The organism is Kluyvera sichuanensis (assembly GCF_040930405.1).
In the GTDB taxonomy this organism is placed as follows: Bacteria; Pseudomonadota; Gammaproteobacteria; order Enterobacterales; family Enterobacteriaceae; genus Kluyvera; species Kluyvera sichuanensis.
The window spans coordinates 4,547,480-4,573,238 of sequence record NZ_CP162271.1 but is presented as its reverse complement, the minus strand read 5'-3'; the positions used below and the strand labels follow the sequence as shown (position 1 = coordinate 4,573,238).

General features: G+C 55.9%; 24 protein-coding genes. 3 read left to right on the top strand and 21 right to left on the bottom strand.

The annotated features are described in order from the left end of the window. Positions 1 to 5: 5 nt before the first annotated feature. The 3 genes from coaE to yacG are packed head-to-tail and all read left to right on the top strand — an operon-like array spanning position 6 to position 1,573. Positions 6 to 626, top strand: a complete 621-nt coding sequence (coaE, locus tag AB2B48_RS21795) for a dephospho-CoA kinase (protein ID WP_220440746.1) — start codon at positions 6 to 8, stop codon at positions 624 to 626. Then, positions 626 to 1,369, top strand: a complete 744-nt coding sequence (zapD, locus tag AB2B48_RS21790) for a cell division protein ZapD (RefSeq protein ID WP_185668535.1) — start codon at positions 626 to 628, stop codon at positions 1,367 to 1,369. The genes coaE and zapD overlap by 1 nt, the downstream gene beginning before the upstream one ends. Positions 1,370 to 1,378: 9 nt before the next feature. Continuing rightward, complete coding sequence (gene yacG, locus AB2B48_RS21785) at positions 1,379 to 1,573, top strand: DNA gyrase inhibitor YacG (RefSeq protein ID WP_185668536.1); 195 nt, start codon at positions 1,379 to 1,381, stop codon at positions 1,571 to 1,573. Between the two features lie 82 nt (positions 1,574 to 1,655). Here yacG and mutT read toward each other — a convergent pair whose 3' ends face one another. The 21 genes from mutT to ilvN form a co-directional block, all read right to left on the bottom strand. Further along, on the bottom strand, positions 1,656 to 2,045 hold the full coding sequence (gene mutT / locus AB2B48_RS21780) for an 8-oxo-dGTP diphosphatase MutT (RefSeq protein WP_368300193.1): 390 nt from the start codon (positions 2,043 to 2,045) through the stop codon (positions 1,656 to 1,658). 59 nt (positions 2,046 to 2,104) lie between these two features. Next, on the bottom strand, positions 2,105 to 4,810 hold the full coding sequence (secA, locus tag AB2B48_RS21775; protein WP_368300192.1) for a preprotein translocase subunit SecA: 2,706 nt from the start codon (positions 4,808 to 4,810) through the stop codon (positions 2,105 to 2,107). 64 nt (positions 4,811 to 4,874) lie between these two features. After that, positions 4,875 to 5,381: a secA translation cis-regulator SecM gene (gene secM / locus AB2B48_RS21770; RefSeq protein WP_220440744.1), complete on the bottom strand. Its 507-nt coding sequence runs from the start codon at positions 5,379 to 5,381 to the stop codon at positions 4,875 to 4,877. 261 nt (positions 5,382 to 5,642) lie between these two features. Beyond that, on the bottom strand, positions 5,643 to 6,560 hold the full coding sequence (gene lpxC / locus AB2B48_RS21765) for a UDP-3-O-acyl-N-acetylglucosamine deacetylase (RefSeq protein WP_185668542.1): 918 nt from the start codon (positions 6,558 to 6,560) through the stop codon (positions 5,643 to 5,645). 100 nt (positions 6,561 to 6,660) lie between these two features. Continuing rightward, a complete protein-coding gene (gene ftsZ / locus AB2B48_RS21760) occupies positions 6,661 to 7,812 on the bottom strand; it encodes a cell division protein FtsZ (protein ID WP_035893043.1) in 1,152 nt (383 codons plus the stop codon). Positions 7,813 to 7,875: 63 nt separating this feature from the next. Then, positions 7,876 to 9,138: a cell division protein FtsA gene (gene ftsA / locus AB2B48_RS21755; protein WP_368300191.1), complete on the bottom strand. Its 1,263-nt coding sequence runs from the start codon at positions 9,136 to 9,138 to the stop codon at positions 7,876 to 7,878. Next, positions 9,135 to 9,971 carry a cell division protein FtsQ gene (gene ftsQ, locus AB2B48_RS21750; RefSeq protein ID WP_220440743.1) on the bottom strand — a complete coding sequence of 279 codons (837 nt, stop codon included), beginning with the start codon at positions 9,969 to 9,971 and terminating at the stop codon, positions 9,135 to 9,137. Before ftsQ ends, ftsA begins: the two co-directional genes overlap by 4 nt. A gap of 1 nt (position 9,972) precedes the next feature. After that, positions 9,973 to 10,893, bottom strand: coding sequence for a D-alanine--D-alanine ligase (locus tag AB2B48_RS21745; protein WP_368300190.1), 921 nt, complete (start codon positions 10,891 to 10,893; stop codon positions 9,973 to 9,975). Then, complete coding sequence (gene murC, locus AB2B48_RS21740; RefSeq protein ID WP_185668546.1) at positions 10,886 to 12,361, bottom strand: UDP-N-acetylmuramate--L-alanine ligase; 1,476 nt, start codon at positions 12,359 to 12,361, stop codon at positions 10,886 to 10,888. Before murC ends, AB2B48_RS21745 begins: the two co-directional genes overlap by 8 nt. 53 nt (positions 12,362 to 12,414) lie before the next feature. Then, a complete protein-coding gene (murG, locus tag AB2B48_RS21735) occupies positions 12,415 to 13,482 on the bottom strand; it encodes an undecaprenyldiphospho-muramoylpentapeptide beta-N-acetylglucosaminyltransferase (protein ID WP_185668548.1) in 1,068 nt (355 codons plus the stop codon). Beyond that, positions 13,479 to 14,750, bottom strand: coding sequence for a cell division protein FtsW (ftsW, locus tag AB2B48_RS21730; protein ID WP_185668550.1), 1,272 nt, complete (start codon positions 14,748 to 14,750; stop codon positions 13,479 to 13,481). Before ftsW ends, murG begins: the two co-directional genes overlap by 4 nt. Then, complete coding sequence (murD, locus tag AB2B48_RS21725; RefSeq protein ID WP_368300189.1) at positions 14,750 to 16,066, bottom strand: UDP-N-acetylmuramoyl-L-alanine--D-glutamate ligase; 1,317 nt, start codon at positions 16,064 to 16,066, stop codon at positions 14,750 to 14,752. The genes ftsW and murD overlap by 1 nt, the downstream gene beginning before the upstream one ends. A gap of 2 nt (positions 16,067 to 16,068) precedes the next feature. Continuing rightward, a complete protein-coding gene (gene mraY, locus AB2B48_RS21720) occupies positions 16,069 to 17,151 on the bottom strand; it encodes a phospho-N-acetylmuramoyl-pentapeptide-transferase (RefSeq protein WP_035893027.1) in 1,083 nt (360 codons plus the stop codon). After that, positions 17,145 to 18,503, bottom strand: a complete 1,359-nt coding sequence (gene murF, locus AB2B48_RS21715) for a UDP-N-acetylmuramoyl-tripeptide--D-alanyl-D-alanine ligase (RefSeq protein WP_368300188.1) — start codon at positions 18,501 to 18,503, stop codon at positions 17,145 to 17,147. Before murF ends, mraY begins: the two co-directional genes overlap by 7 nt. After that, a complete protein-coding gene (murE, locus tag AB2B48_RS21710) occupies positions 18,500 to 19,987 on the bottom strand; it encodes a UDP-N-acetylmuramoyl-L-alanyl-D-glutamate--2,6-diaminopimelate ligase (protein ID WP_185668555.1) in 1,488 nt (495 codons plus the stop codon). Before murE ends, murF begins: the two co-directional genes overlap by 4 nt. Continuing rightward, complete coding sequence (locus AB2B48_RS21705; RefSeq protein WP_368300186.1) at positions 19,974 to 21,743, bottom strand: peptidoglycan glycosyltransferase FtsI; 1,770 nt, start codon at positions 21,741 to 21,743, stop codon at positions 19,974 to 19,976. Before AB2B48_RS21705 ends, murE begins: the two co-directional genes overlap by 14 nt. A 15-nt stretch (positions 21,744 to 21,758) precedes the next feature. After that, positions 21,759 to 22,124: a cell division protein FtsL gene (ftsL, locus tag AB2B48_RS21700; RefSeq protein ID WP_035893020.1), complete on the bottom strand. Its 366-nt coding sequence runs from the start codon at positions 22,122 to 22,124 to the stop codon at positions 21,759 to 21,761. After that, complete coding sequence (rsmH, locus tag AB2B48_RS21695) at positions 22,121 to 23,062, bottom strand: 16S rRNA (cytosine(1402)-N(4))-methyltransferase RsmH (protein ID WP_185668559.1); 942 nt, start codon at positions 23,060 to 23,062, stop codon at positions 22,121 to 22,123. Before rsmH ends, ftsL begins: the two co-directional genes overlap by 4 nt. 2 nt (positions 23,063 to 23,064) lie before the next feature. After that, entirely contained in the window at positions 23,065 to 23,523 is a 459-nt protein-coding gene (gene mraZ, locus AB2B48_RS21690; RefSeq protein ID WP_185668561.1) for a division/cell wall cluster transcriptional repressor MraZ, read from the bottom strand. A 592-nt stretch (positions 23,524 to 24,115) separates the two neighbouring features. Then, the gene (gene cra, locus AB2B48_RS21685) at positions 24,116 to 25,120 is read right to left on the bottom strand and encodes a catabolite repressor/activator (RefSeq protein WP_185668563.1); all 1,005 of its coding nucleotides are present in this window, start codon (positions 25,118 to 25,120) and stop codon (positions 24,116 to 24,118) included. Positions 25,121 to 25,265: 145 nt separating this feature from the next. Beyond that, positions 25,266 to 25,757, bottom strand: coding sequence for an acetolactate synthase small subunit (gene ilvN, locus AB2B48_RS21680; RefSeq protein ID WP_035893016.1), 492 nt, complete (start codon positions 25,755 to 25,757; stop codon positions 25,266 to 25,268). Between the last annotated feature and the right edge of the window lie 2 nt (positions 25,758 to 25,759).

Sequence of the window (25,759 nt, the reverse complement as noted above, 5' to 3'; positions counted from 1 at the left end):
GCGGTATGACTTACACAGTAGCGTTAACAGGCGGCATCGGAAGCGGCAAAAGTACGGTCGCTGATGCATTTTTTCGCCTGGGTATTTACGTTATTGATGCCGATATTATTGCCCGTCAGGTTGTCGAAACGGGTACACCGGCGCTAGCGGCCATTGCCGAACATTTCGGCGCATCTATTCTGACCGAGGAAGGCGCGCTAAATCGTCGTGTACTACGCGAACATATTTTCGCCCACCCCGATGAAAAAACCTGGCTAAACGCCCTACTGCATCCCCTCATTCAGCAAGAAACACAGCGCCAACTACAGCAGGCGACCTCGCCTTATGTACTGTGGGTTGTTCCTCTGCTGGTGGAAAACAAACTCTACGAGCGGGCCGATCGCGTACTGGTCGTCGATGTGTCACGCGAAACCCAGCTTCTTAGAACCATGCAGCGTGACCAGGTGTCGCGAGAGCATGCGGAAAATATCCTTGCTGCCCAGGCCACTCGCGAAGCGCGTCTGGCGGTAGCTGATGACGTCATTAATAACAACGGCACACCAGATGCGATTGCATCGGATGTCGCTCGCCTTCACGCCCTCTATCTTGAGCTCGCGGCACAGGCTGTATCACAGGAAAAATCGTAATGCACACCCACATCCTTTTTGAGCATCCCCTGAACGAAAAAATGCGTACCTGGCTGCGTATTGAATTTCTGACGGAACAATTGAACGCCAATTTACCCATCAGGGATCACGCCAGCGCACTGCATTTTTTTCGCAATGTAGGGGATTTACTGGATGTGTTCGAGCGCGGCGATATCCGCACCGAACTGCTCAAAGAACTAGAGCGCCAGCAGCGCAAACTGAACGCCTGGAGCGAAGTTGAAGGCGTGGACTTAACCCGTATTGATGCTCTGCGCCAGCAGTTAAAGAACAGCAGCAGTATCCTGATGGCCGCGCCGCGCGTAGGGCAATTTCTGCGTGAAGACCGGTTGATTGCGCTGGTTCGCCAACGTCTGAGCATTCCAGGCGGCTGCTGCAGCTTCGATTTGCCAACGCTGCATATCTGGCTGCACTCAAAGCAGCATCAACGCGATGCGCAGGTTGATACCTGGCTGGAAAGCCTGGCGCCGCTGAATCAAGCGCTGTCGCTGATTCTCGATCTGGTGCGCAACTCAGCACAGTTCCGCAAACAGACCAGTCTTAACGGTTTCTACCAGGACAACGGTGAAGATGCCGATCTGCTGCGCCTGAAGCTGGAAATTACCTCGCAGCTGTATCCGCAGATCTCCGGGCACAAGAGCCGCTTTGCCATCCGCTTTATGCCGCTGGATAGCGAGCATGGCCTGGTGCCAGAGCGTCTGGATTTTGAACTGGCCTGCTGCTAAGGAGAGACCATGTCTGACGTCACCACGGTAAACTGCCCAACCTGCAACAAACCGGTTATCTGGGGCGAACAGAGCCCCTATCGCCCGTTCTGCTCCAAACGCTGCCAGCTGATCGATCTCGGCGAATGGGCGGCTGAAGAGAAGCGTATTCCCAGCAGCGGCGATCTCTCCGAGAGCGACGACTGGAGCGAAGACCAGCAGTAAACCCAAGGTAGCCCGGCCGAGCGTAGTGACGCCGGGGACTTCCCGGAGTCGGCGCTAACGCACCTCGTCCGGGCTACAAATCTTACCCTGTAATCAGCTTTTCAATCACCGGTGCGTTCGCTGGCGGAAACTCCTCCGCGACCAGTTCCTGCTGCGCCACCCAGCGTCCCGGCTGCCCTTCTTTACCCCACGGCTCGCCTTCCCAACCGTCAACCAGCCAGAACCACAGCGTAATGTGGCGGTCCGGGAACTGATATTCCAGCTTATCAAACTGATGCAGCGACGTGGCAGAGATACCTACCTCCTCCTGCAGTTCACGGATAACCGCATCCTGAGGCGTTTCGCCGGCTTCAATTTTCCCGCCGGGAAACTCCCATTTATGGGCCATATGTGCGTCGGCAGCGCGCTGGGTAATGTAGATCTCACCAGCGGTATTGCGAATGATACCAACGGATATTTGCAGTATTTTCATTTTGTCTTATCCATAAAAAAGGCGCAGTAATCTGCGCCTTTTGTCTTGTTATCGTGACCTTAGCTCAGACGGCCGTGGCACTGTTTGAATTTTTTGCCGGAACCGCATGGGCATGGATCGTTACGACCCACTTTACGATCGCCGGTTTGTGCAGCCAGATCCTCTGCAACGGCTTCGTCATCGCTCTTATGGCTCAGCTGCTGCATCTGCGCCAGACGTTCAGCTTCCAGACGACGCTGCTGCTCCATCTCTTCCACTTCTTCCGGCATGCGCACCTGAACCTTGCTCAGGGTGCTGATCACTTCATACTTCAGTGACTCCAGCATCGCGGCGAACATGGCGAAGGATTCACGCTTGTATTCCTGCTTTGGATCTTTCTGCGCATAGCCACGCAGGTGGATACCCTGACGCAGGTAGTCCATCGCCGCCAGGTGCTCTTTCCACAGGGAATCGAGGGTCTGCAGCATCACGCCTTTCTCGAAGTGACGCATCATTTCGGTGCCAACCACTTCTTCTTTACGCTGATAAACCTCAACGGCGCTGGCCAGAATACGCTCGCGCAGCGTCTCTTCGTGCAGTTCAGGCTCTTTGTCCAGCCACTCGGAAATTGGCAGTTCGAGGTCGAAGTCGTTTTTCAGACGTTCCTGCAGGCCAGGGATATCCCACATCTCTTCCAGAGACTGCGGCGGAATGTGCGCATCAATGGTCGCTTTGAAGACATCTTCGCGGATGCTGTTGATGGTTTCGCTCACGTCAGACACGTCCAGCAGTTCGTTACGCTGGGTGTAGATAGCGCGACGCTGGTCGTTGGCAACGTCATCATATTCCAGCAGCTGCTTACGAATATCAAAGTTGCGGCTTTCTACTTTGCGCTGTGCGTTGGCAATCGCTTTCGTCACCCATGGGTGCTCGATAGCTTCGCCCGGCTTCATCCCCAGTTTACGCATCATGCCGGACACGCGGTCAGAGGCAAAGATACGCATCAAGGCATCTTCCATAGACAGGTAGAAACGGGAAGAACCCGCGTCACCCTGACGACCGGAACGACCACGAAGCTGGTTATCGATACGACGAGATTCGTGACGTTCGGTACCAATGATGTGCAGACCGCCTGCCGCCAGAACGGCGTCGTGACGAACCTGCCAATCGGCTTTGATCTGAGCAATCTGTTCTGGCGTTGGATCTTCCAGCTGTGCAACTTCTGCCTGCCAGCTACCACCCAGCATAATATCGGTACCACGACCCGCCATGTTGGTAGCGATGGTCACGGCCGCAGGATAACCCGCCTGAGCAACGATATCTGCTTCGCTGGCGTGGAATTTGGCGTTCAGTACGTTGTGCTTGATGCCCGCTTTGGTCAGCTCATGGGAAACCACTTCAGATTTTTCGATAGAGATAGTACCGACCAGCACCGGTTGGCCCGCGGCAGTACGCTCTTTAATATCTTCGATGATCGCCTGAATTTTTTCCGCTTCGGTCATGTAAACCAGATCCGGCATATCTTTACGGATCATTGGGCGGTTAGTTGGTACTACTACGGTATCCAGCTTGTAGATGGAGCTGAATTCGAAGGCTTCAGTGTCCGCCGTACCGGTCATACCGGCCAGCTTTTCGTACAGACGGAAGTAGTTCTGGAAGGTGATAGATGCCAGAGTCTGGTTTTCGTTCTGGATCTCAACGCCTTCTTTCGCTTCTACCGCCTGGTGCAGACCATCAGACCAGCGACGGCCCTGCATGGTACGACCGGTGTGTTCATCGACGATGATAACTTCGCCATCTTTGACGATGTAGTCAACGTCGCGGGTGAACAGCACGTGGGCGCGAAGCGCAGCGGTAACGTGGTGCATCAGCATGATGTTAGCCGGAGAGTACAGGGACTCGCCTTCTTCCATAATGCCTTCGTTCACCAGCAGCTCTTCAATCAGCACCAGACCGCGTTCGGTCAGGTTTACCTGGCGAGATTTTTCGTCAACGGAGAAGTGACCTTCACCCTGGAAGGTGTCGGAATCTTCCTTCTCCTGGCGCACCAGGTGAGGAATGATTTTGTTCACTTTCTTGTACATTTCGGAGCTGTCTTCCGCCGGACCGGAGATGATAAGCGGCGTACGCGCTTCATCGATCAGGATGGAGTCAACTTCATCGACCAGCGCATAGTGCAGTTTACGCTGTACGCGCTCTTCCGGGCTGAATGCCATGTTGTCGCGCAGGTAGTCAAAACCGTATTCGTTGTTGGTACCGTAGGTGATGTCCGCGTTGTAGGCTTCACGCTTAGCAGGAGCTGGCAGGCCGGACATGTTGATACCGACGGTCATGCCGAGGAATTCGAACAGTGGACGGTTGTTTTCGGCGTCACGCTGCGCCAGATAGTCGTTGACGGTAACCACGTGCACGCCTTTGCCGGACAGTGCGTTCAGGTAAGCCGGCAGCGTTGCGGTCAGGGTTTTACCTTCACCGGTACGCATTTCCGCGATGCAGCGGTCATTCAGAACCATACCGCCGAGCAGCTGTACGTCGAAGTGACGCATGCCAAACACACGCTTACTCGCTTCACGAACCACGGCAAACGCTTCTGGGATCAGGCTCTCAACGGATTCGCCTTTCTCAATGCGCGCACGGAATTCGTCGGTTTTCGCTTTCAGCTCGTCGTCGGAGAGTTTTTCCATCTCCGGTTCCATCGCATTGATGATGCCTACAGCTTTACGCATGCGGCGCAGGGTACGGTCGTTACGACTACCAAAAACTTTGGTCAATAATTTGATTAACATAATAAAATCTCAAACGCCCCGACATTTCGGAGTCAGAAAAATAAAGGATATAAAGCGGTTATTTTCAGACGAGGCGCTGCGGCCCGGCACGGATGCCCTGCACCTGGCTTATCCAGGTCGGGATGCTAAAAGCGTGAGGGGGTAAAGCAGGTAAAATGACGGCCTGGGCGATCACCGCCGGCGGCTGACTTTCAACATTGAGTAACGCGTTGAGCGTATCGAGCAGAGCCAGATGCTGTGCAGCCTGAAGCGGCGACGCGGGCTCGGCAACCGGTGACGCGGTAGGCGCCATGGCAAAAGAGAGGTGGCGAATAACCGTGCGGATGGCATGCTGATGCCAGTAGTCCACGCTAAAGGATGGGCGGCGGTTGTTCTCAAGGCGCGCCAGCTGCGTGAAATCGATTTTCTGCGACGGATGATGGTTACTGGTGGTCTCGCGGGCAGGCGATGCCGGCTCGGTATTACTCGCAAGCGCAGGCAAGCCAAAGCTGGCAGCAACCATCCCCAACAGGAGATGCGGCCAGAAGTAGCGTCTGCCAAACTGTCGCCAACGCGTCAGCATTCCACTCACGTAATGTTCCACCTTCGGTTTAAGTACCGTTATTCTATTTTCGCGCCAAGATATTATCATTAATGCAGCGCTGCGACAGCAGGAATGACGAAATCATCACCGAAAAACGGGTTAAGAAAGCAGCGGTTGCACAAGTGTGTGATCTTTACAAAGACACTGACGGCGGGAAAGAGAAGTTTCGAGCGCTAAAAAGAAAAAACGACTGGTTCCCTGACCGGAGAGAGTGCCAGGTTGCCAGTCGAATTTACGCGATGGTCAGGCTTACGCCAGAACCATTGATGGTGCTTTGAACGCCAGCGGCAGTTCTGCGTCGTCCTGGAAGGTCACGAATTCCCAAGCTTCCTGTTTTGCCAGGACCGCTTGCAGAAGTTTGTTATTGAGCGCATGACCGGATTTGTACGCGGTAAATGCACCAATAATGTTGTGACCACACATGAACAAGTCACCGATAGCATCCAGCATTTTGTGACGAACGAATTCATCTTCAAAACGCAGGCCGTCTTCGTTCAGTACGCGATAATCGTCAACAACGATGGCACAATCGAAGCTGCCGCCCAGGCACAGGCCGCGGGACTGCAGATATTCGATATCACGCATGAAACCGAAAGTACGGGCACGGCTGATCTGGCGCATGAACGCATCTGCGGAGAAGTTCATCGCATAACGCTGCGTGCTGGAATCAATCGCCGGGTGGTTAAAGTCGATGGTAAAGTCCAACGAGAAACCATTGTACGGTTTGAATTCAGCCCACTTATCGCCATCTTCAACGCGAACGGTGTCTTTAATACGGACGAATTTCTTCGCGCAGTTCAGTTCATCGATGCCGGCATCCAGCAACAGATAAACGAATGGCGCAGCACTACCGTCCATAATCGGGATTTCTGGTGCATCGACTTCAACAACGATGTTGTCGATACCCAGGCCCGCCAGCGCGGCGTTGAGGTGCTCTACGGTAGAAATCCGCACGTCATGCTCGTTGACCAGGCAAGTACAGAGCATAGTATCACGCACAGATTTGGCATCGGCCGGGAAATCTACCGGAGGATTCAAGTCGGTGCGACGATAGATGACCCCGGTATTTGCCGGCGCAGGGCGTAACGTCAGTGTGACCTTTTTGCCGGTGTGTAAACCGACGCCAGTCGCCTGAACGATACGTTTAAGAGTCCTTTGTTTGATCATCGTATAATCTCGCCAAATTAACTATCCAACCGAAGTGTATAACACATTCGGTGGGCCAGTTTAGCACAAAGAGCGCAGATTCCCAACTTCCAGCTAATTCTTAATCAGCTTGCTTACGCAGGAATGCCGGGATATCCAGGTAATCCGGTTCTTTAGTGGTCTGCGGCGTATTGTCGTTAACCACTTTAGCTGCCGGTTTCTGTTCTTGCGTCAGCGGCGCCATACCGTGCTGCTGATAGCGATCCAGCGCAGGCTGCTGCGTCTGCTTGTTGGTCACCAGGGTGATCTCAGGACGCTTGTCCATGCCAATACCGGTGGCGACAACGGTAACACGCAGTTCGTCGTTCATATCCGGGTCAAGGGACGTACCGATAACCACGGTGGCATTGTCCGACGCGAACGCACGGATAGTATTACCTACGGTTTCGAACTCATCCAGACGCAGGTCGAAGCCCGCGGTGATGTTGACCAGAACGCCACGTGCGCCGGACAGGTCGATGTCTTCCAGCAGCGGAGAAGAGATAGCCATTTCAGCCGCTTCTTCCGCACGGTCTTCACCGCTTGCCACACCGGAGCCCATCATTGCATAGCCCATTTCGGACATTACAGTACGGACGTCCGCGAAGTCGACGTTCATCAGGCCAGGACGGGTGATCAGCTCAGCGATACCCTGTACCGCGCCTTTCAGCACGTCGTTCGCCGCGCCAAACGCGTCAAGCAGGGAGATACCGCGACCCAGAACTTTCAGCAGCTTGTCGTTCGGGATGGTGATCAGGGAGTCCACGTGCTTGGACAGTTCGGTAATACCCTGCTCCGCAAACGCCATACGCTTCTTGCCTTCAAAGTTGAAAGGCTTAGTCACGACAGCGACGGTCAGGATACCTAAATCTTTAGCCACTTCAGCAACCACTGGCGCTGCACCGGTACCGGTACCGCCGCCCATGCCTGCTGCGATGAACACCATGTCTGCACCATCTAACGCAGCGCGCAGTGCTTCACGGTCTTCATCAGCCGCGTTGCGACCGACTTCTGGGTTTGCCCCAGCGCCCAGACCTTTGGTAATACCGCTACCAATCTGGATAGTCTGGCCAACCGCCGTTTTACGCAGTGCCTGCGCATCGGTGTTAACAGCAAAAAACTCAACACCTTCGATGCGTTCGCGCACCATGTGTTCAACGGCATTACCGCCGCCGCCACCGACGCCGATGACTTTAATCACCGCGTCGTTGGTCAGTTCCATAGGTTCAAACATAGTTTCTCTCCGTTTTGTGCCTGTCGCCCGAGACCCTGAATTGCGCATGGGTCTCTTTAAAAATTAAAACTCTTTGCGTAACCAGCTATTCAGTCGTTTGATCCACGATCCGACCGATGCGGTGACGCGCTTTTCTACCTCTGCTTCACCACTTAAGTGGGACTCTTTCCCGTAGTGCAGCAGGCCCACCGCCGTTGAATAATACGGCTCCTGGGCATAGTCCGTCAGACCAGTAATATTCAGCGGCGCACCGATACGAACCTGCGTATGGAACACTCGCTGCGCGCAAGCCGCTAACCCTTCAATTTGCGCTGCGCCACCGGTCAATACAATCCCCGCCGCGAGGTGGTGTTTGACACCCTGCTGACGAAGCTGTTCCTGTAACTGTAAAATCTCTTCATTGACGAGGTTCAGCAGCTCGGTATAACGCGGCTCAATGACCTCTGCCAATGTCTGGCGCTGCAAGCTACGCGGCGGACGACCGCCCACGCTTGGCACTTCAACGCTCTCATCTTTGCCCACAATGGAGCCTAGCGCGCAGCCGTGGCGCACTTTAATGGCCTCAGCATCGCTCGGCGGCGTGCCGAAGGCGTAGGCGATGTCGCTGGTCACCACGTTCCCTGCATAAGGAATCACTTTGGTGTGACGCAGTGCGCCGCCGGTGTAGACTGCGATATCCATTGTACCGCCGCCGATGTCCACAACGCAGACACCCAGCTCACGTTCATCTTCCGTTAACACGGAATAGCTGGAAGCCAGGCCGGCAAAAATCAGCTGATCGACCTTCAGGCCACAACGCTCTACCGCTTTGACGATATTTTTCGCCATGTCGTTGTGACAGGTAATCAGATGTACCTTCGCCTGCATACGCACACCGGATAAGCCTACCGGGTTTTTGATCCCTTCCTGATAATCAATTGCGTATTCTTGCGGAATGACGTGCAAAACACGATGTTCATCACGTACGCGAACGGATTTCGCCGTGTGAACGACGTTCTCCACGTCTTCCTGCGTGACCTCTTCTTCTGAGATAGGCACCATACCTATCTCATTTTGACAGCTAATGTGCTTACCGGAAAGCGCCAGATATACCGAAGAGATCTGGCAATCCGCCATCAGCTCCGCCTGGTCGATAGCGCGCTGTGCGCATTTCACTACCGACTCAAGGTCGTTAACCCCGCCTTTATCCATACCACGGGATGGGCAACTGCCAACCCCAATGATATTAATCACTCCGTCGGGCAGAACTTCCCCTACTAAAGCGGCTACTTTTGCAGTGCCAATCTCCAGTCCAACTACCAGTTTTCTGTCCGCCGCCTTGATCATTGTTGTTCTGCCTGTGCCTGATTCTGTTGTTGATTAGTATCCGCCGCAGGAGCAGGTTCCCAGCCTACTGCCGCCCCCGAGTCATAACGCAAATCAACATAGCTAATCCGATTACCGTCTGTTTGCGCCTGCTGCTGTAGAACCGGGTACAGTTCTAAAAAACGTTCCAGCCGCTTCATCGTATCGCCCCGTCCCAGGTTCAGCTTGATACCGTTATCAAGCGTCAACTGCCACGAACGGCGCGCGGTCATCGCCGCAACCTTCAACGTGAACTTCCCTTTCGCGAGCATCGCCCCCATGTCGTGATAGCCCTGCAATACTTCGCTTGCGCTGCCTTCAGGGCCATAGAGCATAGGTAAAGTTTGCTTACTGGTACGATCGGCTGGAACGCTGAAGGCATTCCCCTCGGCATCCACCATGTGCTGATCATTCCAACGTGCAATGGGCACATATTCAACCAGATGAATCTTCAATTCGTCCGGCCACTGCTTTCTGACGCTTGCCTGTTTAATCCACGGCAGACGTTCAATCTGACTCTGGACGATATTCACATCCTGGGTCATAAAGGTTCCCGGCGATCCCAATGCCAGAATGGACTGCCGAATATCATCGTTACGCGTGTAATGACGATCGCCAGTCACCACCAGTTTTGAGATGGGCAATCGTTGCGCATCTTCCATCCAGCCCAGCACGACCCAGCCGCTAACAAACACGGTACACAACACCGCCAGCAGGAAAACAATTCCCACCAGATGCGTTCCATTATTGCGCCGTGAAGCGGCATACTCTTCCTCTTCTTCACGGTTCCGCGTATTCAGCGCAGCCTGCGACATATCACCCCGCCAGGTCCAGAATTCGTACTACCAGCTGCGAGAAACTCATTCCCGCCTGACGCGCCGCCATCGGCACCAGACTGTGGCTGGTCATCCCCGGAGAGGTGTTTGCCTCCAGCAGATAATACTGGCCATCGCTGTCCTGCATCACGTCAATGCGACCCCATCCACGGCAACCTAAGACTTTCCAGGCTTTCAGTACTAAAGACTGCATTGCCGATTCCTGGGATGAATCTTCACAGCCAGGGCAGAAATATTTCGTCTCATCAGAGAGATACTTCGCTTCATAATCATAGAAGGTTCCGGCAGGTTGGATGCGAACTGTCGGTAAAATTTCTTCACCAAGCACCGCAACCGTAAATTCCGGCCCACTGAGCCATTTTTCTACCAGAACTTCGTCATCGTGTTGAAACGCCTGCGTTAACGCTTCAGCCAGGTCAGCACTCTCGATGACTTTCGACATCCCAACGCTTGAGCCTTCGCGGCTCGGCTTAACGATAAGCGGCAGGCCAAGCGCCGCAATCTGCGTCTGAATCTCGCTGGAAAGCCCGGCATTAAAGGCTTTGCGCTCAACGGCGACCCAAGGAGCGACCGGTAATCCGGCCCCCTGCCACAGCAATTTACTGCGCAGTTTATCCATTGAAATGGCCGATGCCATCACGCCGCTGCCGGTATACGGAAGTTTTAAGAGTTCCAGTAATCCTTGCAGCGTGCCATCTTCGCCGCCACGGCCGTGCAGCGCAATAAACGCTTTCTGAAAACCCATATTTTTCAGTTGGGTAACATCAGTCTCTTTTGGGTCTACCGGATGAGCATCAATGCCCGCTTCGCGAAGACCGGCCAGCACCGCCGCGCCGGAGTTTAACGACACGTCGCGTTCGGCTGAGGTTCCACCCAAAAGAACCGCGATCTTATCAGCCATGGCGCGGTTCCTCCTGAGTTTGCGGCTTCAGTTTGATTTCAGCTAAGTTACGCGCGATTTTACCAATATTTCCCGCGCCTTGAATTAGAACAAGATCATTACCCGTCAGTACTGATGCCAGCATTTCCGGGACCTGAGCGCTATCCGAAATCAGAATCGGGTCCACTTTTCCACGTCCACGAATGGTACGGCACAGTGAACGGCTATCGGCCCCTGGAATCGGCGCTTCGCCCGCCGGATACACATCCAGCATCAGCAGCGCATCGACCTGAGTCAACACGTGAGCAAAATCATCGTACAGGTCGCGCGTACGGGTGTAACGGTGCGGCTGGAATACCATCACCAGCTTTTTGTCCGGCCAGCCAGCGCGGGCGGCTTTGATCGTCGCATCGACTTCCGTTGGGTGGTGACCGTAGTCGTCCACCAGCAGCGCGGTGCCTTCTTTACCGTTCACCTCTTCCAGTGGGAATTCTCCCAGGAAGTCAAAACGACGCCCGGTGCCCTGGAAACTTTCCAGCGCGCGCAGAATCGCCTCGTCTTCAATGCCCTCTTCCGTCGCCACTGCAACCGCCGCAGCGGCATTCAGCGCGTTATGACGGCCTGGCGCATTCAGCGTCACGCGCAGGTCTTCTTTATCCTGACGCACCAGCGTGAAGTGTCCCTGCGGGCCAATCTGCTGGTAGCTTTCCACACGAACATCTGCATCGTCACTGAAACCGTAAGTGGTGGTCTGACGGCCTACGCGCGGCAGCAGCTCGCGAATAACCGGGTCATCAACGCACATCACCGCACGGCCATAAAACGGCAGGTTGTGCAGGAAGTTGATAAACGTCTGCTTTAAATTCTCGAAGTCGCCCTGGTAGGTATCCATATGGTCGGCTTCGATGTTGGTGACAATCGCCACCATCGGCTGCAGATGCAGGAACGACGCGTCGCTCTCATCGGCTTCCGCAATCAGGTAGCGGCTATGACCCAGACGCGCATGCACGCCTGCCGCCTTCACCAGGCCACCGTTGACGAAGGTCGGGTCCAGCCCGGCTTCCGCATAAATGCTTGCGACCATCGCGGTGGTCGTGGTTTTACCGTGTGTCCCGGCAATGGCGATGCCGTGACGAAAACGCATCAGCTCCGCCAGCATTTCCGCGCGGCGAATCACCGGAATACGCGCCTCATGCGCAGCAACGATTTCCGGGTTATCAGCAGAGATAGCCGTAGAGACCACCACCACGCTCGCATCGCGAACGTTTTCCGGGCGGTGATTGAAATAGATGGTGGCGCCCAATTTCGTCAACTGCTGCGTCACCGGGTTCGGCGCCAGGTCGGAACCGCTGATCTGATACCCTTCGTTGGCCAGTACTTCAGCAATACCGCCCATACCGGCGCCGCCGATGCCAACAAAGTGAATGTGCCGGACGCGACGCATCTCGGGCACAATAGAACGCAGTTTCGCCAGTTGTTGTGTATTCATTCTCTAAACGCCATCACTTCTGAAATTCGGGCGACGCAACTGCGCCGCGATGATTAAGCCTTTGCAGCCAGGCTTACTTCTTTTGCTACCCGTTCGGTAGCGTCCGGGATGGCCGTCGCACGAGCACGCTCAGCCATCTCTAATAATGTGTTGCGATCCCAGCTTGCCAGCGTGTCAGCGACCGCTTGCGCCGTAAACTGCGGCTGCTCGAAGATCTTCGCCGCGCCGGCTTTCTCCAGCGGCAGCGCATTCCAGTACTGCTGACGGTCCTTATGCTGGAACGGCACGAAGATAGCAGGCAGCCCCGCTGCCGCAATCTCACTGACCGTCAGCGCGCCGGAGCGGCAGACGACGACATCAGCCCACGCGTACGCTTCGGCCATGTCATCAATGAATTCGGTTACTTTATGCTGCGGTTGACCGACATCGGCATAAGCCTGCTCAACGGTCTGCTGACCGCCTTTGCCGCTCTGGTGCCAGATGGTCACCGCCTCACCCAAACGTTGCGCCACCTGAGGCAGAGTCTGGTTGAGAATACGCGCCCCCTGAGAGCCGCCAACGACCAGTACGCGAATCGGGCCTTCGCGGCCGACCAGACGCTGTTCCGGCAGCGGCAGCGCCAGCACATCAACACGCACCGGGTTGCCGACCACTTCCGCATTCGGGAACGCGCCCGGGAAGGCCTGCATCACTTTGGTGGCAATCTTCGCCAGCCATTTGTTCGTCAAGCCAGCAATGCCGTTCTGCTCGTGCAGGACAACCGGAATACCCAGTGACCACGCCGCCAGACCGCCCGGCCCGGAAACATACCCGCCCATTCCCAGCACCACGTCCGGCTTAAAGCGTTTCATGATCGCGCGCGCCTGACGCCAGGCGTTAAAAATACGCATCGGCGCCAGCAGTAGCGCCTTCAGACCTTTGCCGCGCAGGCCGGAAATATGGATAAAATCAATCTCGATGCCATGTTTTGGCACCAGGTCGGCTTCCATACGATCCGCGGTTCCCAGCCAGCGTACTTGCCAGCCCTGATCCATTAAATGGTGCGCAACCGCCAGCCCCGGGAACACGTGTCCACCGGTACCGCCCGCCATCACCATTAACCGCTTTGTTTGACCGCTCATCGAGAACCTCGGGTAAACGCCTGGGCTTTTTCCAGACGCGTTTCATAATCAATACGTAATAAGAACATGATGGCTGTCGACATAATCAGAAGACTGGAGCCACCGTAGCTTATCAACGGTAGGGTCAGGCCCTTGGTCGGTAACATCCCGGCCGCCGCCCCTACGTTGACCAACGCCTGGAAGCTGAACCATATGCCAATTGCGCAAGCCAGGAAGCCAGAAAAACGTTGGTTTATCTCCAGCGCTTTGCGACCAATGGACATGGCGCGGAAAGCGACGAAGAATACCATTAAAAGTGCCAGTACCACACCGATATAACCCAATTCCTCGCCGATGATGGCGAAGATGAAGTCGGTATGTGCCTCCGGCAGGTACTCCAGTTTCTGCACGGAGTTGCCTAACCCCTGGCCCCACATCTCACCGCGCCCGAAGGCCATCAGCGACTGCGTCAGCTGGTAACCGCTGCCGAACGGGTCTTCCCACGGGTTCCAGAACGAGGTCACGCGGCGAATACGGTACGGTTCGGCGAGGATCAGCAGCACCACGGCCGAAATCCCCATGCCGATGATGGCGATGAACTGCCACAGCTTGGCGCCTGCGAGGAACAGCATCGCCAGAGTGGTCACAAACAGCACCACGACGGTACCGAGGTCCGGCTGCGCCAGCAGTAAAATTGCCAGCACGAAAATCACGCCCATCGGCTTTAAGAAGCCGCGCAGGTTGTTGCGCACCTCGTCGGCTTTACGCACCAGATAGTTGGCGATATAGCAAAACAGCGACAGCTTGGTCAGCTCGGCAGGCTGGATACGCAGCGGGCCGAAGGCAATCCAGCGCGATGCCCCGTTAACCGAACTCCCGACCACCAGTACAATCAGCAACATACCAATAGAAGCAATCAGCATGAACGTACTGTGCTTCTGCCAGAACGACATCGGCAGCCGCAGCGTCACCAGCGCCAGCACAAACGCCAGCAAAATATAGAGACCGTCACGCTTGGCGAACAGGAACGGATCGTTCGCCAGACGCTGACCCACCGGCATCGACGCCGAGGTCACCATAATAAAACCAATCGCCGCCAGGCCAAGCGTCAGCCACAGCAGCGTGCGGTCATACATAATCAGGCTATCGGTATCTTTCTCCCGAGAGCCCATCACCCAGCCCTTAAGCGCGGCAAACATCCAACCAAACAGCCATGCGAAAATACGCATGCCCGGCAGACGCGGCAGCCTCAGTCGAGGCAGTCTCAGGCGCGGGAGCGATAAACGCATCAACCTAACTCCTTCGCCAGGCGAGCAAACACGTCACCACGCTGTTCAAAGCTTTTAAACTGATCGAGGCTAGCGCAGGCCGGAGACAGTAGCACCATATCGCCCGCGTTGACCTGCGGCGCAATCAGGCGCATTGCTTCTTCCATGGTTTCAGTTTGGGTGGCGATTTCCGGACGCAGCGCGGCCAGTTCACCGCCGTCGCGGCCAAAGCAGTAAAGACGAATGTTATCGCCGGTCAGGTAGCGTCGCAGCGGTTCGAAGTCGGCCGATTTACCGTCACCGCCCAACAGCAGATACAACGTTCCCGCTACGTGCAGGCCGTTTAAGGCCGCTTCGGTACTGCCGACGTTGGTCGCTTTCGAGTCGTTAATCCAGCGCACACCACGGTGATCGAGCACAATCTGGAAACGGTGAGCCAGCCCGGTAAAGGTGGTCAGCGCTTTCAGGCTGGTCGCGCGCGGCAAGCCAACGGCATCCGCTAGCGCCAGCGCCGCCAGGGCGTTGCTATAGTTATGCTGTCCGGTGAGCGGCATCTCTTTAACGTTCAATACCTTTTCCCCCTTCACGCGCAGCCAGGTTTCCCCCTGCTGGCGATTCAGGTGATAGTCACCAACGTCCACGCCGAAGCTCACGCAGCGCTCGTCCGCACCACGCACTGGCATGGTCAGGGCGTCATCGGCGTTCACAACGCAAACTTTGGCGTTTTCATAGATACGCAGCTTCGCCGCGCGATACTGCTGCAGCCCCAGCGGATAGCGATCCATATGATCTTCGGTGACGTTCAGAATGGTCGCCGCCGCGGCATGCAGGCTTGAGGTGGTTTCCAGCTGGAAGCTGGAAAGCTCAAGCACGTAAAGTTCGCGGGCCGGGTCCAGTAGCATCAGCGCAGGCAGGCCAATGTTTCCGCCAACGCCAACATTCACGCCCGCCGCTTTAGCCATCTCGCCAATCAGCGTGGTGACGGTGCTTTTACCGTTGGAGCCGGTAATGGCCACAATCGGTGCCTGCGCTTCGCGGCAGAACAGTTCAATGTCACCGACGATTTCAATACCGGCATCCGCCGCGCGGCTCAGCGACGGGTTTGCCAGCGCCATACCGGGGCTGGCAACGATCAGATCGGCCGCCATCAGCCAGTCTTCATTCAGCCCGCCGACGTAGCGTTCAACCGCTTCCGGCAGCTTATCCAGACCGGGTGGCGTCGCTCGGGTATCCATCACGCGTGGCGTAACGTTCTGCGCAAGGAAAAAATCCACGCAGGAGAGCCCGGTCAGTCCAAGACCAATGATGACGACGTTTTTACCCTGGTAATCTGCCATGATTAACGTACCTTCAGCGTTGCCAGGCCAATCAGCACCAGCATCAGCGAAATAATCCAGAAGCGCACGATCACGCGCGGCTCCGGCCAGCCTTTCAATTCATAGTGGTGGTGAATAGGCGCCATACGGAAGATGCGCTGACCGCGCAGCTTGAAGGAACCTACCTGCAGAATTACCGACAGGGTTTCCACCACGAAGACGCCGCCCATGATCACCAGCAGGAACTCCTGACGCAGCAGCACGGCGATAATGCCCAGCGCGCCGCCCAGCGCCAGCGAACCAACGTCGCCCATAAAGACCTGCGCCGGATAGGTGTTGAACCACAGGAAGCCTAAGCCCGCACCGACAATCGCCGTACAGACGATCACCAGCTCACCGGCGTGGCGCAGGTAAGGAATGTGCAGATAGCTCGCAAAGTTCATGTTACCGGTCGCCCACGCCACCAGCGCAAAGCCCGCCGCCACAAAGACGGTCGGCATAATGGCCAGGCCGTCGAGACCATCGGTCAGGTTAACGGCGTTGCCGGTACCCACGATCACGAAATAGGCCAGCAGGATGTAGAGCAGGCCAAGCTGCGGCATGATGTCCTTGAAGAACGGCACCACCAGCTCGGTAGCCGGCGTATCTTTACCGGCAAGGTACAGCGCGAAGGCGACGCCCAGCGCAATCACCGACATCCAGAAGTATTTCCAGCGCGCGATAAGCCCTTTGGTGTCTTTACGAACCACTTTGCGGTAGTCATCGACAAAACCAATAATGCCGTAGCCAATCAGCACCGTCAGTACGCACCAGACGTACGGGTTTGACGGGTAGGCCCACAGCAGCACGGAGACCGTAATCGCGGTCAGGATCATGATCCCGCCCATCGTTGGGGTACCGCGTTTACTGAAGTGAGATTCAGGACCGTCGTTACGAACAACCTGACCAAACGACATTTTTTGCAGACGGGCGATCATGCGCGGGCCCATCCACAAAGAGATGAACAGCGCGGTCAGCAGGCTGACGATGGCGCGAAACGTCAGATAGGAAAAGACGTTAAAGCCGGAATAATATTTGACCAGATGTTCGGCCAGCCACACTAACATGTCCCATTCTCCTGTAATGCGCGTACGACCTCTTCCATGGCAGCACTGCGTGATCCTTTCACCAGAATGGTGATAGATTTGTGTTCGTTAATCAGCATGTTAAGACGAGCAATTGCCGATGCTTTATCGGTGAAGTGCTCCCCTGCCCCGCTAGCATCGCTGATCGCCTGGCTTAATTTGCCAACGCTCAGTACGCGGTCAATACCCGCCACTTTCGCCGCTTCGCCAACCTGAATGTGGCAAGCTTCGCTCTCAGCGCCCAACTCAGCCATATCGCCGACCACCAGTACGCGGTAGCCCGGCATTTCAGACAGCACCTGTACCGCGGCCGTCATCGAACCAACGTTAGCGTTGTAGGAGTCATCCAGCACCAGTTGGCTGTCCGTCAGGTGAATCGGGAACAGGCGACCCGGCACCGCTTTCAGCTGCGCCAGACCAGCTTTCACCGCGTTCAGGTCAGCGCCCACAGCGGTTGCCAGCGCGGTTGCAGCCAGCGCATTGGCGATGTTATGGCGACCCGGCAGCGGCAACAGCACGTCGGTGCTACCGTTCGGCGTATGCAACGTAAATTCCGTACCCTGCGAGGTTATGCGCACGTCAGCAGCGCTGAAATCGCTCCCCGCCGCGTTGGGTGAGAAACGCCAGACGGTACGATCGCCGATGACCTGCTGCCAGTTGGCCCAGTCGTTGTTATCAGCGTTCAGAATCGCAATGCCGCTATCCGGCAGGCCGGTGAAGATCTCACCCTTCGCTTTCGCAACGCCCGCCAGCGAGCCAAAACCTTCCAGATGCGCCGCCGCCAGGTTGTTCACCAGCGCGGCTTCCGGGCGGGTCAAACTCACGGTCCAGGCGATTTCGCCCTGGTGGTTTGCCCCCAGTTCAATAACCGCAAACTGATGCTCCGGCGTCAGACGCAGTAATGTCATCGGCACACCGATGTCATTGTTTAGATTGCCCGCGGTATAAAGCGTGTTGCCGCACTGCGCCAGAATGGCGGCGGTCATCTCTTTCACCGAGGTTTTACCGGAAGAACCGGTCAGGGCGACTACGCGAGCAGGCACCTGCTGACGTACCCAGGCCGCCAGTTCGCCGAAGGCCAGACGGGTATCGCTCACCACCAACTGCGGCAGGTCGATATCCAGCTTACGGCTGACCAACAGCGCGCCTGCGCCGCCGTCTTTGGCCGTTTGCGCAAAATCATGCGCGTCAAAACGTTCGCCCTTCAGCGCCACAAACAGACAGCCCGGGGTTAATTTCCGGGTATCGGTGGTCACATCTTCAATAAGGGCATCGCTGCCGCAAAGTTCGCCGTTCAGAACGTTGGCAAGCTGGCCAAGCGTTACGCCAATCATGCCACCACTCCCAGCAGACGCGCTGCGGTAATACGGTCGGAGTAATCGAGACGACGGTTACCCACAATCTGATAATCTTCATGACCTTTGCCGGCTACCAGCACGACGTCATCCGCTTTTGCCTGCATGATGGCGTTGGTCACCGCTTCAGCGCGGCCTTCCATCACCTTCACGTGGCCGGCATCAACCATGCCCGCGAGAATGTCGTTAATGATGTCACGCGGCTCTTCGGTGCGTGGGTTATCGTCGGTCACCACCACCACATCGGAAAACTCTTCGGCAATCGCTCCCATCAGTGGACGTTTGCCTTTGTCACGGTCGCCGCCGCAGCCAAAGACGCACCACAGCTTGCCGGAGCAGTGCAGGCGCGCGGCCTGCAGCGCTTTTTCCAGCGCATCCGGAGTGTGGGCGTAATCGACCACCACCGTCGGTTTGCCCGGCGCGCTAAACACTTCCATACGCCCGCAAACCGGCTGTAAACGCGCTGCGGTATTCAGCAAGTCAGCCAACGGGTAGCCCAGCGCCAGCAGCGTTGCCAGCGCCAGCAGCAGATTACTGACGTTAAACGCCCCCATCAGGCGGCTTTCAATTTCGCCTTCGCCCCAGGTGGAGTCGAAGCGGATGGTCGCGCCGCTATCGTGGTAGTTCACCGTCACGGCTTTCAGCCAGCGGCCGTGGCAGTCTGGATTAATGTGACCGTCCATGGAGACCGCAACGGCATCCGGCAGACGACCTAACCAGCGGCGGCCCACTTCATCGTCCGCGTTGACGATGGCCTGGCCGCAGTGGTGAGTGGAGTACAGCAGCCATTTCGCCGCTTCGTAGTGCTCCATATCACCATGGTAATCAAGATGATCGCGGCTCAGGTTAGTGAACACCGAGGCGGCAAACTTAAGCGCTGCCACGCGGTGCTGCACCAGGCCGTGAGAGGAAACTTCCATCGCGGCAACCGTCGCCCCCTGCTCAACCAGACCAGCCAGCACGTGCTGTACGTCGACCGCCGAGCCGGTGGTATTTTCCGTTGGGATCACTTTATCCAGCAGGCCGTTACCGACCGTGCCCATCACCGCGCTGGTTTCACCCAGCAGTTGGCACCATTGTGCAATCAGCTGCGTGGTGGTGGTTTTACCGTTGGTCCCGGTCACGCCAATCAGGCGCAGGCTGTCGGAAGGCTCGTGGTAAAAACGCCCGGCCAGTGCCGATAAGCGCTCGTTTAACTGGCTGAGGTAGATAACCGGCACGCCGTGCATCTCGCGGATTTCACCGTCGGCGGCCTCATCTTTTGCCTCGGCTATAACAGCAGCGACACCTTGCGCAATTGCCTGCGGGATATAACGACGCCCGTCCGCCTGATGACCTACTACCGCTACGAACAGATCGCCCGATGCAGCCACACGGCTGTCGAGCGTCATCTCTCGCAGTACTCGCTCCGGCGCATTTGGCACCCACGGAGCGAGAAGGTCGCGCAAATTACGATCTGCCACCTGTACCCTCGCCTTGATTCGTTACTAATTCACTTTTATCGCCGCCCGTCGCCAGCGCATCCGGCTCAATGTTCATCGTGCGCAGTACGCCGCCCATGATGGCACCAAAGACCGGCGCGGAAACGGCGCCACCGTAGTATTTACCCGCCTGCGGGTCGTTGATCACCACCACCAGCGCAAAGCGCGGCTGGCTGGCTGGCGCAACGCCCGCGGTGTAAGCAATGTATTTGTTGATATAGCGCCCGTCCGGACCGACTTTTTTCGCCGTACCGGTTTTAATCGCGATACGGTAGCCTTTAATCGCCGCCTTCACGCCGCCGCCGCCAGGCAACGCCACGCTTTCCATCATATGAACGACGGTGCGGACAATAGATTCCGGGAAGATACGCTCGCCGGGAACCGGCGGGTCAACTTTGGTTATCGACAGCGGACGGTAGATCCCGTAGCTGCCAATCGTTGCGTAGACACGCGCTAACTGTAACGGCGTTACCATTAGCCCGTAGCCGAAAGAGAAGGTGGCCCTCTCTATGTCAGACCACCGTTGTTTTTGAGGATATAAGCCACTGCGTTCTCCGACCAACCCCAAATTGGTCGCTTTTCCCAGCCCAAAACGTGAGTAAGTATCTACTAACGCTGAGGACGGCATCGCTAACGCCAGCTTGGAAACACCGACGTTACTCGACTTCTGTAGAACCCCGGTCAGGGTCAATTCGCTGTAGCGCGCCACGTCTTTGATTTCGTGGCCGTTAATACGGTAAGGAATAGTGTTTAGCACGGTGTTTTCGCGCACCACGCCGCGCTGTAGCGCGGTCATCACCACCATCGGTTTCACCGTAGAGCCCGGTTCAAACACGTCGGTGATGGCCCGGTTACGCATGGTGTCTTTGGCGGTGCCGGTAAAGTTGTTCGGGTTATAGGACGGGCTGTTGGCCATCGCCAGCACTTCACCCGTGCTCACGTCGACCAGCACGGCGCTGCCGGATTCCGCTTTGTTAAACGCCACGGCGTTGTTCAGTTCGCGGTACACCAGCGCCTGCAGGCGCTCATCAATGCTCAACGCCAGGTTGTGCGCGGCCTGGCTGTCGGTTGAGGAGATATCTTCAATCACCCGGCCATAGCGGTCTTTACGCACGATGCGCTCGCCCGGTTGGCCGGTGAGCCACTTGTCGAAGCTCTTCTCAACCCCTTCAATCCCCTGGCTGTCAACGTTGGTGAAGCCGATGAGGTGAGCGGTTACTTCTCCGGATGGATAGTAACGGCGCGACTCTTCGCGCAGATAAATCCCCGGCAACTTGAGCTTTTTGATGTAGTCAGCCATGTCAGGGTTCACCTGACGCGCCAGATAGATAAAGCGCATGCGCGGGTTGGTGTTGATGCGGTTTGCCAACTGGTCCAGCGGGATGTTCAGCGCATCCGCCAGCGCTTTCCAGCGGTTGTTCAGCATCACGCCGCCCGCTTCATGCAGTTCTTTCGGGTCGGCCCAAATCGCTTTTACCGGCACGCTCACCGCCAGCGGGCGGCCTGAGCGGTCGGTTATCAACCCGCGAGAGGTGGAAACCTGCTGAACGCGCAGGGAACGCATGTCACCTTCACGCACCAGTTTATCCGGGGCAATAATTTGTAGCCAGGCCGCGCGTCCCAACAGGAACGCAAGCGCCAGAAAAATACAGCCGCAAAGCAACGCAAAACGCCAACCGATAAAGTTGGCCTGTTCTTCCTGACGTTTTGGCTTAAGCGTTTTTGCCGCTGGTTTCATGCGTTGCAATAATCCTTATTTCTGCACAACAATGTTTTCTTTTGATGGATCAACATGTTGCATCTGCAACTTTTCGGTAGCGATACGTTCGACACGGCTATGATCGCCAAGAGCATTCTCTTCGAGGATCAGATTTCGCCACTCAATGTCTAACGCGTCGCGCTCCAGCACCAACTGTTCTCGTTGGGCCGTTAACAGGCGGGTATGGTGGGCGGTCGTCACCACCGTTACCGCCGTGACAATGATGCAAATGAACAGACAGAGTGGCAGCTTCCCGAATTGCAAAAGGTCGTCGCGAATAACGCCAGGCAAGGCATGGCGCTCGCCGTTTCCTAACGACCCGGTTACTTTGCTTAGGGCTTCTGTCACTCTGCCGATCATGCGTTCGTCCTTTCTGCAATACGCAGTACTGAACTACGGGCACGCGGATTCTCTGCCACTTCATCTTCGCCCGGCATCAACTTGCCTAGCGCTCGTAAATGACGGCCACCCAGCTTCCTGAGTTGCTCTTCGGTCATCGGGATCCCCGCTGGAACTTGTGGACCGCGGCTCTGTTCACGCATAAAGCGTTTCACGATGCGGTCTTCCAGCGAATGGAAGCTGATGATCGACAGCCGCCCACCCGGGGCCAGCACGCCAAGCGAGCTTTTTAGCGCTTGCTCTATCTCCTCCAGCTCACTATTCACCCAAATGCGCACCGCCTGGAAGGTACGGGTTGCGGGGTGTTTGAATTTGTCTTTCACCGGCATGGCTGCCGCGATAACTTCCGCCAGCTCTTTGGTGCGGGTCATCGGCTGCTCGCGATTACGCTCAACGATGGCGCGAGCGATACGTTTACCAAAGCGTTCTTCGCCGAAGGTTTTAATCACCCAGGCAATGTCCGCTTCTTCTGCCGTTTGCAGCCATTCTGCTGCTGACTGACCGCGGGTTGGGTCCATGCGCATGTCCAGCGGGCCATCGCGCATAAAGGAGAAACCACGTTCAGCGTCATCAAGCTGCGGTGAAGAAACGCCAAGATCGAGAAGGATACCGTCAATCTTGCCGACAAGGTCGCGCTCGGCAACGTAGTCCGCCAGCGCAGAGAAAGGGCCATGCACGATGGAAAAGCGTGGGTCATCGATGGTCTTCGCCACCGCGATCGCTTCTGGATCGCGGTCGATCGCAATCAAACGCCCCTGCTCGCCAAGCTGCGACAGGATAAGGCGCGAGTGACCACCGCGACCAAAGGTACCATCAATATAGATACCGTCAGGACGAATATTCAGGCCGTTAACGGCCTCATCCAGCAGTACCGTGGTGTGTTTAAAATTTTCCATCATATTTATAAGGACAAATCCTGCAATCGCTCCGACAGCGCCCCTGAAGCAGATTGCTCAGCGTCGATATCTTCCTTGACCTGTTGATACCAGGCCGTTTCATCCCACAGTTCAAATTTGTTGAACTGCCCGACCAGCATCACTTCTTTGGTCAATCCGGCGTGTTGCCGTAAAACCGGCGCAATCAATAATCGCCCGGCATTATCCATCTGGCATTCGCTAGCATGCCCTAACAGCAGTCGCTGTACGCGACGCTCAACGGGGTTCATGCTCGACAAACGCGAGAGTTTTTGCTCGATAATTTCCCATTCAGGCAGAGGATAAAGCAGCAGGCAGGGGTGATGGATGTCAATGGTACAAACCATTTGACCGGTAGCGCTCTCGACTAACTGGTCCCGATATCGGACAGGGACGGCTAAGCGCCCTTTGCTGTCGAGATTGACTAACGTTGCCCCTCGGAACATGCCAGCTTCACCCCCGATTACCACTTTACCCCACAAATTCCCACTTTAAGGAGTTTACGGAGCAGAGGAAAAGCTTGTCAAGCCAGCATGAATGCCAACAGAGTCCAAAAAACCACTATTTGCGGCCGACAATAGCCCTGATTAATAATTATCCAACAGACGAGGCAAATTAACGCCATGAATACCCGTAAGAAAAATAGAGGCGGATTCACATGCCGTTAACGCGACTAAATATCATCGAAAGAATATATAAAGTGTCAGTTTGCGACGCGAGCGGCATTTTAGGACATTCTGATGCTCGTTAACAGTCCCTCTGGCGCGCCCCTGCGAGGAATTCGGAGTAGAGAGATTGCCCATTCTGGTAGGTAAGCTGAGAAGTGTTTGTTATTTCGGCAATCCGCCGCGAGAATGTAACAAAATAATACACAAATAATTTAATTTTACTTTGCGTTCACATTATTAAGCACTATTCCGCGATCTTAGCGGGGGAATTAAATAGAGGGCTAACCAAAATGAAGAATTATCTGAATTAAGAATTGAATGATTTTTTTGTTCAATGAAGGCCACCGATCGTAGCCTTCATTAAGAGAGCTTATCGACGGCTCAGACTACCGCGACGGTAAAGATTACGACGAATACGGCTCAAGCCAGGCTTCGGCTTGCGCGGTTCATCGAGGCTTGCCAGCACAATCTCCAGCACGCGTTCGGCAACATCACGGTGACGCTGGGCTACCGCAAGGACCGGACACTGCAGGAAGTCGAGCAGTTCGTTATCACCAAAGGTCGCAATCGCCAGATCGGTCGGCAGCTTGCCTTCACGACGCAGCGTCACGTCCATTACCCCTTGCAGCAGCGCAAATGAGGTGGTGAACAGCGCCTGCGGCATCGGGTGCGTTTCCAGCCATTTTTCAAACAGCTGCGCCGCAGCTTCACGTTCGTAGCTATTGGCATACAGGAAGTGCACGTCGCGCGGGTCATCTTTCCAGGCAGTACGGAAGCCCTGTTCGCGCAGGAAACTTACCGACAGCTCCGGCAACGCGCCAAGATAAAGAACGGTTTCTGCCGGGAAGGTACGCAGTTCTGCGGCAAGCATTTCCGCGTCGTCCTGATCGGCGCCCACGACGCTGGTGAAGTGTTCGCGATCGAGCGCACGGTCAAGCGCGACAATCGGGAACGAATCGTTCGCCCAACGCTGGTAGAAAGGGTGCTCCGGCGGCAGCGATGTTGACACGATAATCGCATCAACCTGGCGTTGCAGCAGGTGCTCGATACAGCGCATTTCGTTGTCCGGCTGATCTTCCGAGCAGGCAATCAGTAACTGATAGCCGCGCTGGCGGGCCTGACGCTCAAGATAGTTTGCGATGCGCGTGTAGCTGGTGTTTTCCAGATCGGGAATCACCAGCCCAATAGAACGAGTGCGTCCTGCACGCAGACCGGCGGCTACCGCGTTAGGGTGGTAGTTATGCTCACGCACAACGGCCATCACTTTTTCGACAGTCTTGTCGCTGACGCGGTACTGCTTAGCTTTGCCGTTAATCACATAGCTGGCGGTGGTTCGGGAAACACCGGCAAGCCGGGCGATTTCATCCAGTTTCACAATTGCCCCTTGCTTTATAAGTATAATCCGTAACATCTAAACGCAGATTGATCTCATCGGCAATAGCTTTTCTTCGCACTTATTGCTGATTTCGCAAAAAAAAGCCCGACTCCAGGCCGGGCTACGATAAAGCGATGAGAGGTGATTAGCGCATTATCTTGTCGCCGCGCGACAAACCGACCACGCCGGAGCGCGCCACTTCAACAATTCTGGCGACATCGCGCAGCGAAGCGAGGAATGCATCCAGCTTGTCACTCGTCCCCGCCAGCTGCACGGTATAGAGCGATGGCGTAACGTCGATGATCTGTCCGCGGAAGATTTCCGTGTTGCGCTTCACTTCGTCACGGCCATAGCCGCTGGCCTGGACCTTCACCAGCATGATTTCACGTTCAACGTGGGCACCCTGCCCCAACTCGTTCACTCGCAGTACGTCCACCAGCTTGTGCAGCTGCTTTTCGATCTGCTCGATGGTCTTTTCATCGCCGACCGTCTGGATAGTCATGCGGGATAGCGTCGGATCGTCGGTAGGCGCGACGGTCAGACTTTCAATGTTGTACCCACGCTGCGAAAAGAGGCCAATCACGCGCGACAGCGCGCCGGACTCGTTTTCCAGTAATACAGATAATATCCGGCGCATAA

What these genes read in the sequence shown, in the direction of transcription:
- coaE (WP_220440746.1), top strand. Translation starts at nt 6, where the DNA reads ATGACTTACACAGTAGCGTTAACAGGCGGCATCGGAAGCGGCAAAAGT.
- zapD (WP_185668535.1), top strand. Translation starts at nt 626, where the DNA reads ATGCACACCCACATCCTTTTTGAGCATCCCCTGAACGAAAAAATGCGT.
- yacG (WP_185668536.1), top strand. Translation starts at nt 1,379, where the DNA reads ATGTCTGACGTCACCACGGTAAACTGCCCAACCTGCAACAAACCGGTT.
- mutT (WP_368300193.1), bottom strand. Translation starts at nt 2,045, where the DNA reads ATGAAAATACTGCAAATATCCGTTGGTATCATTCGCAATACCGCTGGT.
- secA (WP_368300192.1), bottom strand. Translation starts at nt 4,810, where the DNA reads ATGTTAATCAAATTATTGACCAAAGTTTTTGGTAGTCGTAACGACCGT.
- lpxC (WP_185668542.1), bottom strand. Translation starts at nt 6,560, where the DNA reads ATGATCAAACAAAGGACTCTTAAACGTATCGTTCAGGCGACTGGCGTC.
- ftsZ (WP_035893043.1), bottom strand. Translation starts at nt 7,812, where the DNA reads ATGTTTGAACCTATGGAACTGACCAACGACGCGGTGATTAAAGTCATC.
- ftsA (WP_368300191.1), bottom strand. Translation starts at nt 9,138, where the DNA reads ATGATCAAGGCGGCGGACAGAAAACTGGTAGTTGGACTGGAGATTGGC.
- ftsQ (WP_220440743.1), bottom strand. Translation starts at nt 9,971, where the DNA reads ATGTCGCAGGCTGCGCTGAATACGCGGAACCGTGAAGAAGAGGAAGAG.
- AB2B48_RS21745 (WP_368300190.1), bottom strand. Translation starts at nt 10,893, where the DNA reads ATGGCTGATAAGATCGCGGTTCTTTTGGGTGGAACCTCAGCCGAACGC.
- murC (WP_185668546.1), bottom strand. Translation starts at nt 12,361, where the DNA reads ATGAATACACAACAACTGGCGAAACTGCGTTCTATTGTGCCCGAGATG.
- murG (WP_185668548.1), bottom strand. Translation starts at nt 13,482, where the DNA reads ATGAGCGGTCAAACAAAGCGGTTAATGGTGATGGCGGGCGGTACCGGT.
- ftsW (WP_185668550.1), bottom strand. Translation starts at nt 14,750, where the DNA reads ATGCGTTTATCGCTCCCGCGCCTGAGACTGCCTCGACTGAGGCTGCCG.
- murD (WP_368300189.1), bottom strand. Translation starts at nt 16,066, where the DNA reads ATGGCAGATTACCAGGGTAAAAACGTCGTCATCATTGGTCTTGGACTG.
- mraY (WP_035893027.1), bottom strand. Translation starts at nt 17,151, where the DNA reads ATGTTAGTGTGGCTGGCCGAACATCTGGTCAAATATTATTCCGGCTTT.
- murF (WP_368300188.1), bottom strand. Translation starts at nt 18,503, where the DNA reads ATGATTGGCGTAACGCTTGGCCAGCTTGCCAACGTTCTGAACGGCGAA.
- AB2B48_RS21705 (WP_368300186.1), bottom strand. Translation starts at nt 21,743, where the DNA reads ATGAAACCAGCGGCAAAAACGCTTAAGCCAAAACGTCAGGAAGAACAG.
- ftsL (WP_035893020.1), bottom strand. Translation starts at nt 22,124, where the DNA reads ATGATCGGCAGAGTGACAGAAGCCCTAAGCAAAGTAACCGGGTCGTTA.
- rsmH (WP_185668559.1), bottom strand. Translation starts at nt 23,062, where the DNA reads ATGATGGAAAATTTTAAACACACCACGGTACTGCTGGATGAGGCCGTT.
- mraZ (WP_185668561.1), bottom strand. Translation starts at nt 23,523, where the DNA reads ATGTTCCGAGGGGCAACGTTAGTCAATCTCGACAGCAAAGGGCGCTTA.
- ilvN (WP_035893016.1), bottom strand. Translation starts at nt 25,757, where the DNA reads ATGCGCCGGATATTATCTGTATTACTGGAAAACGAGTCCGGCGCGCTG.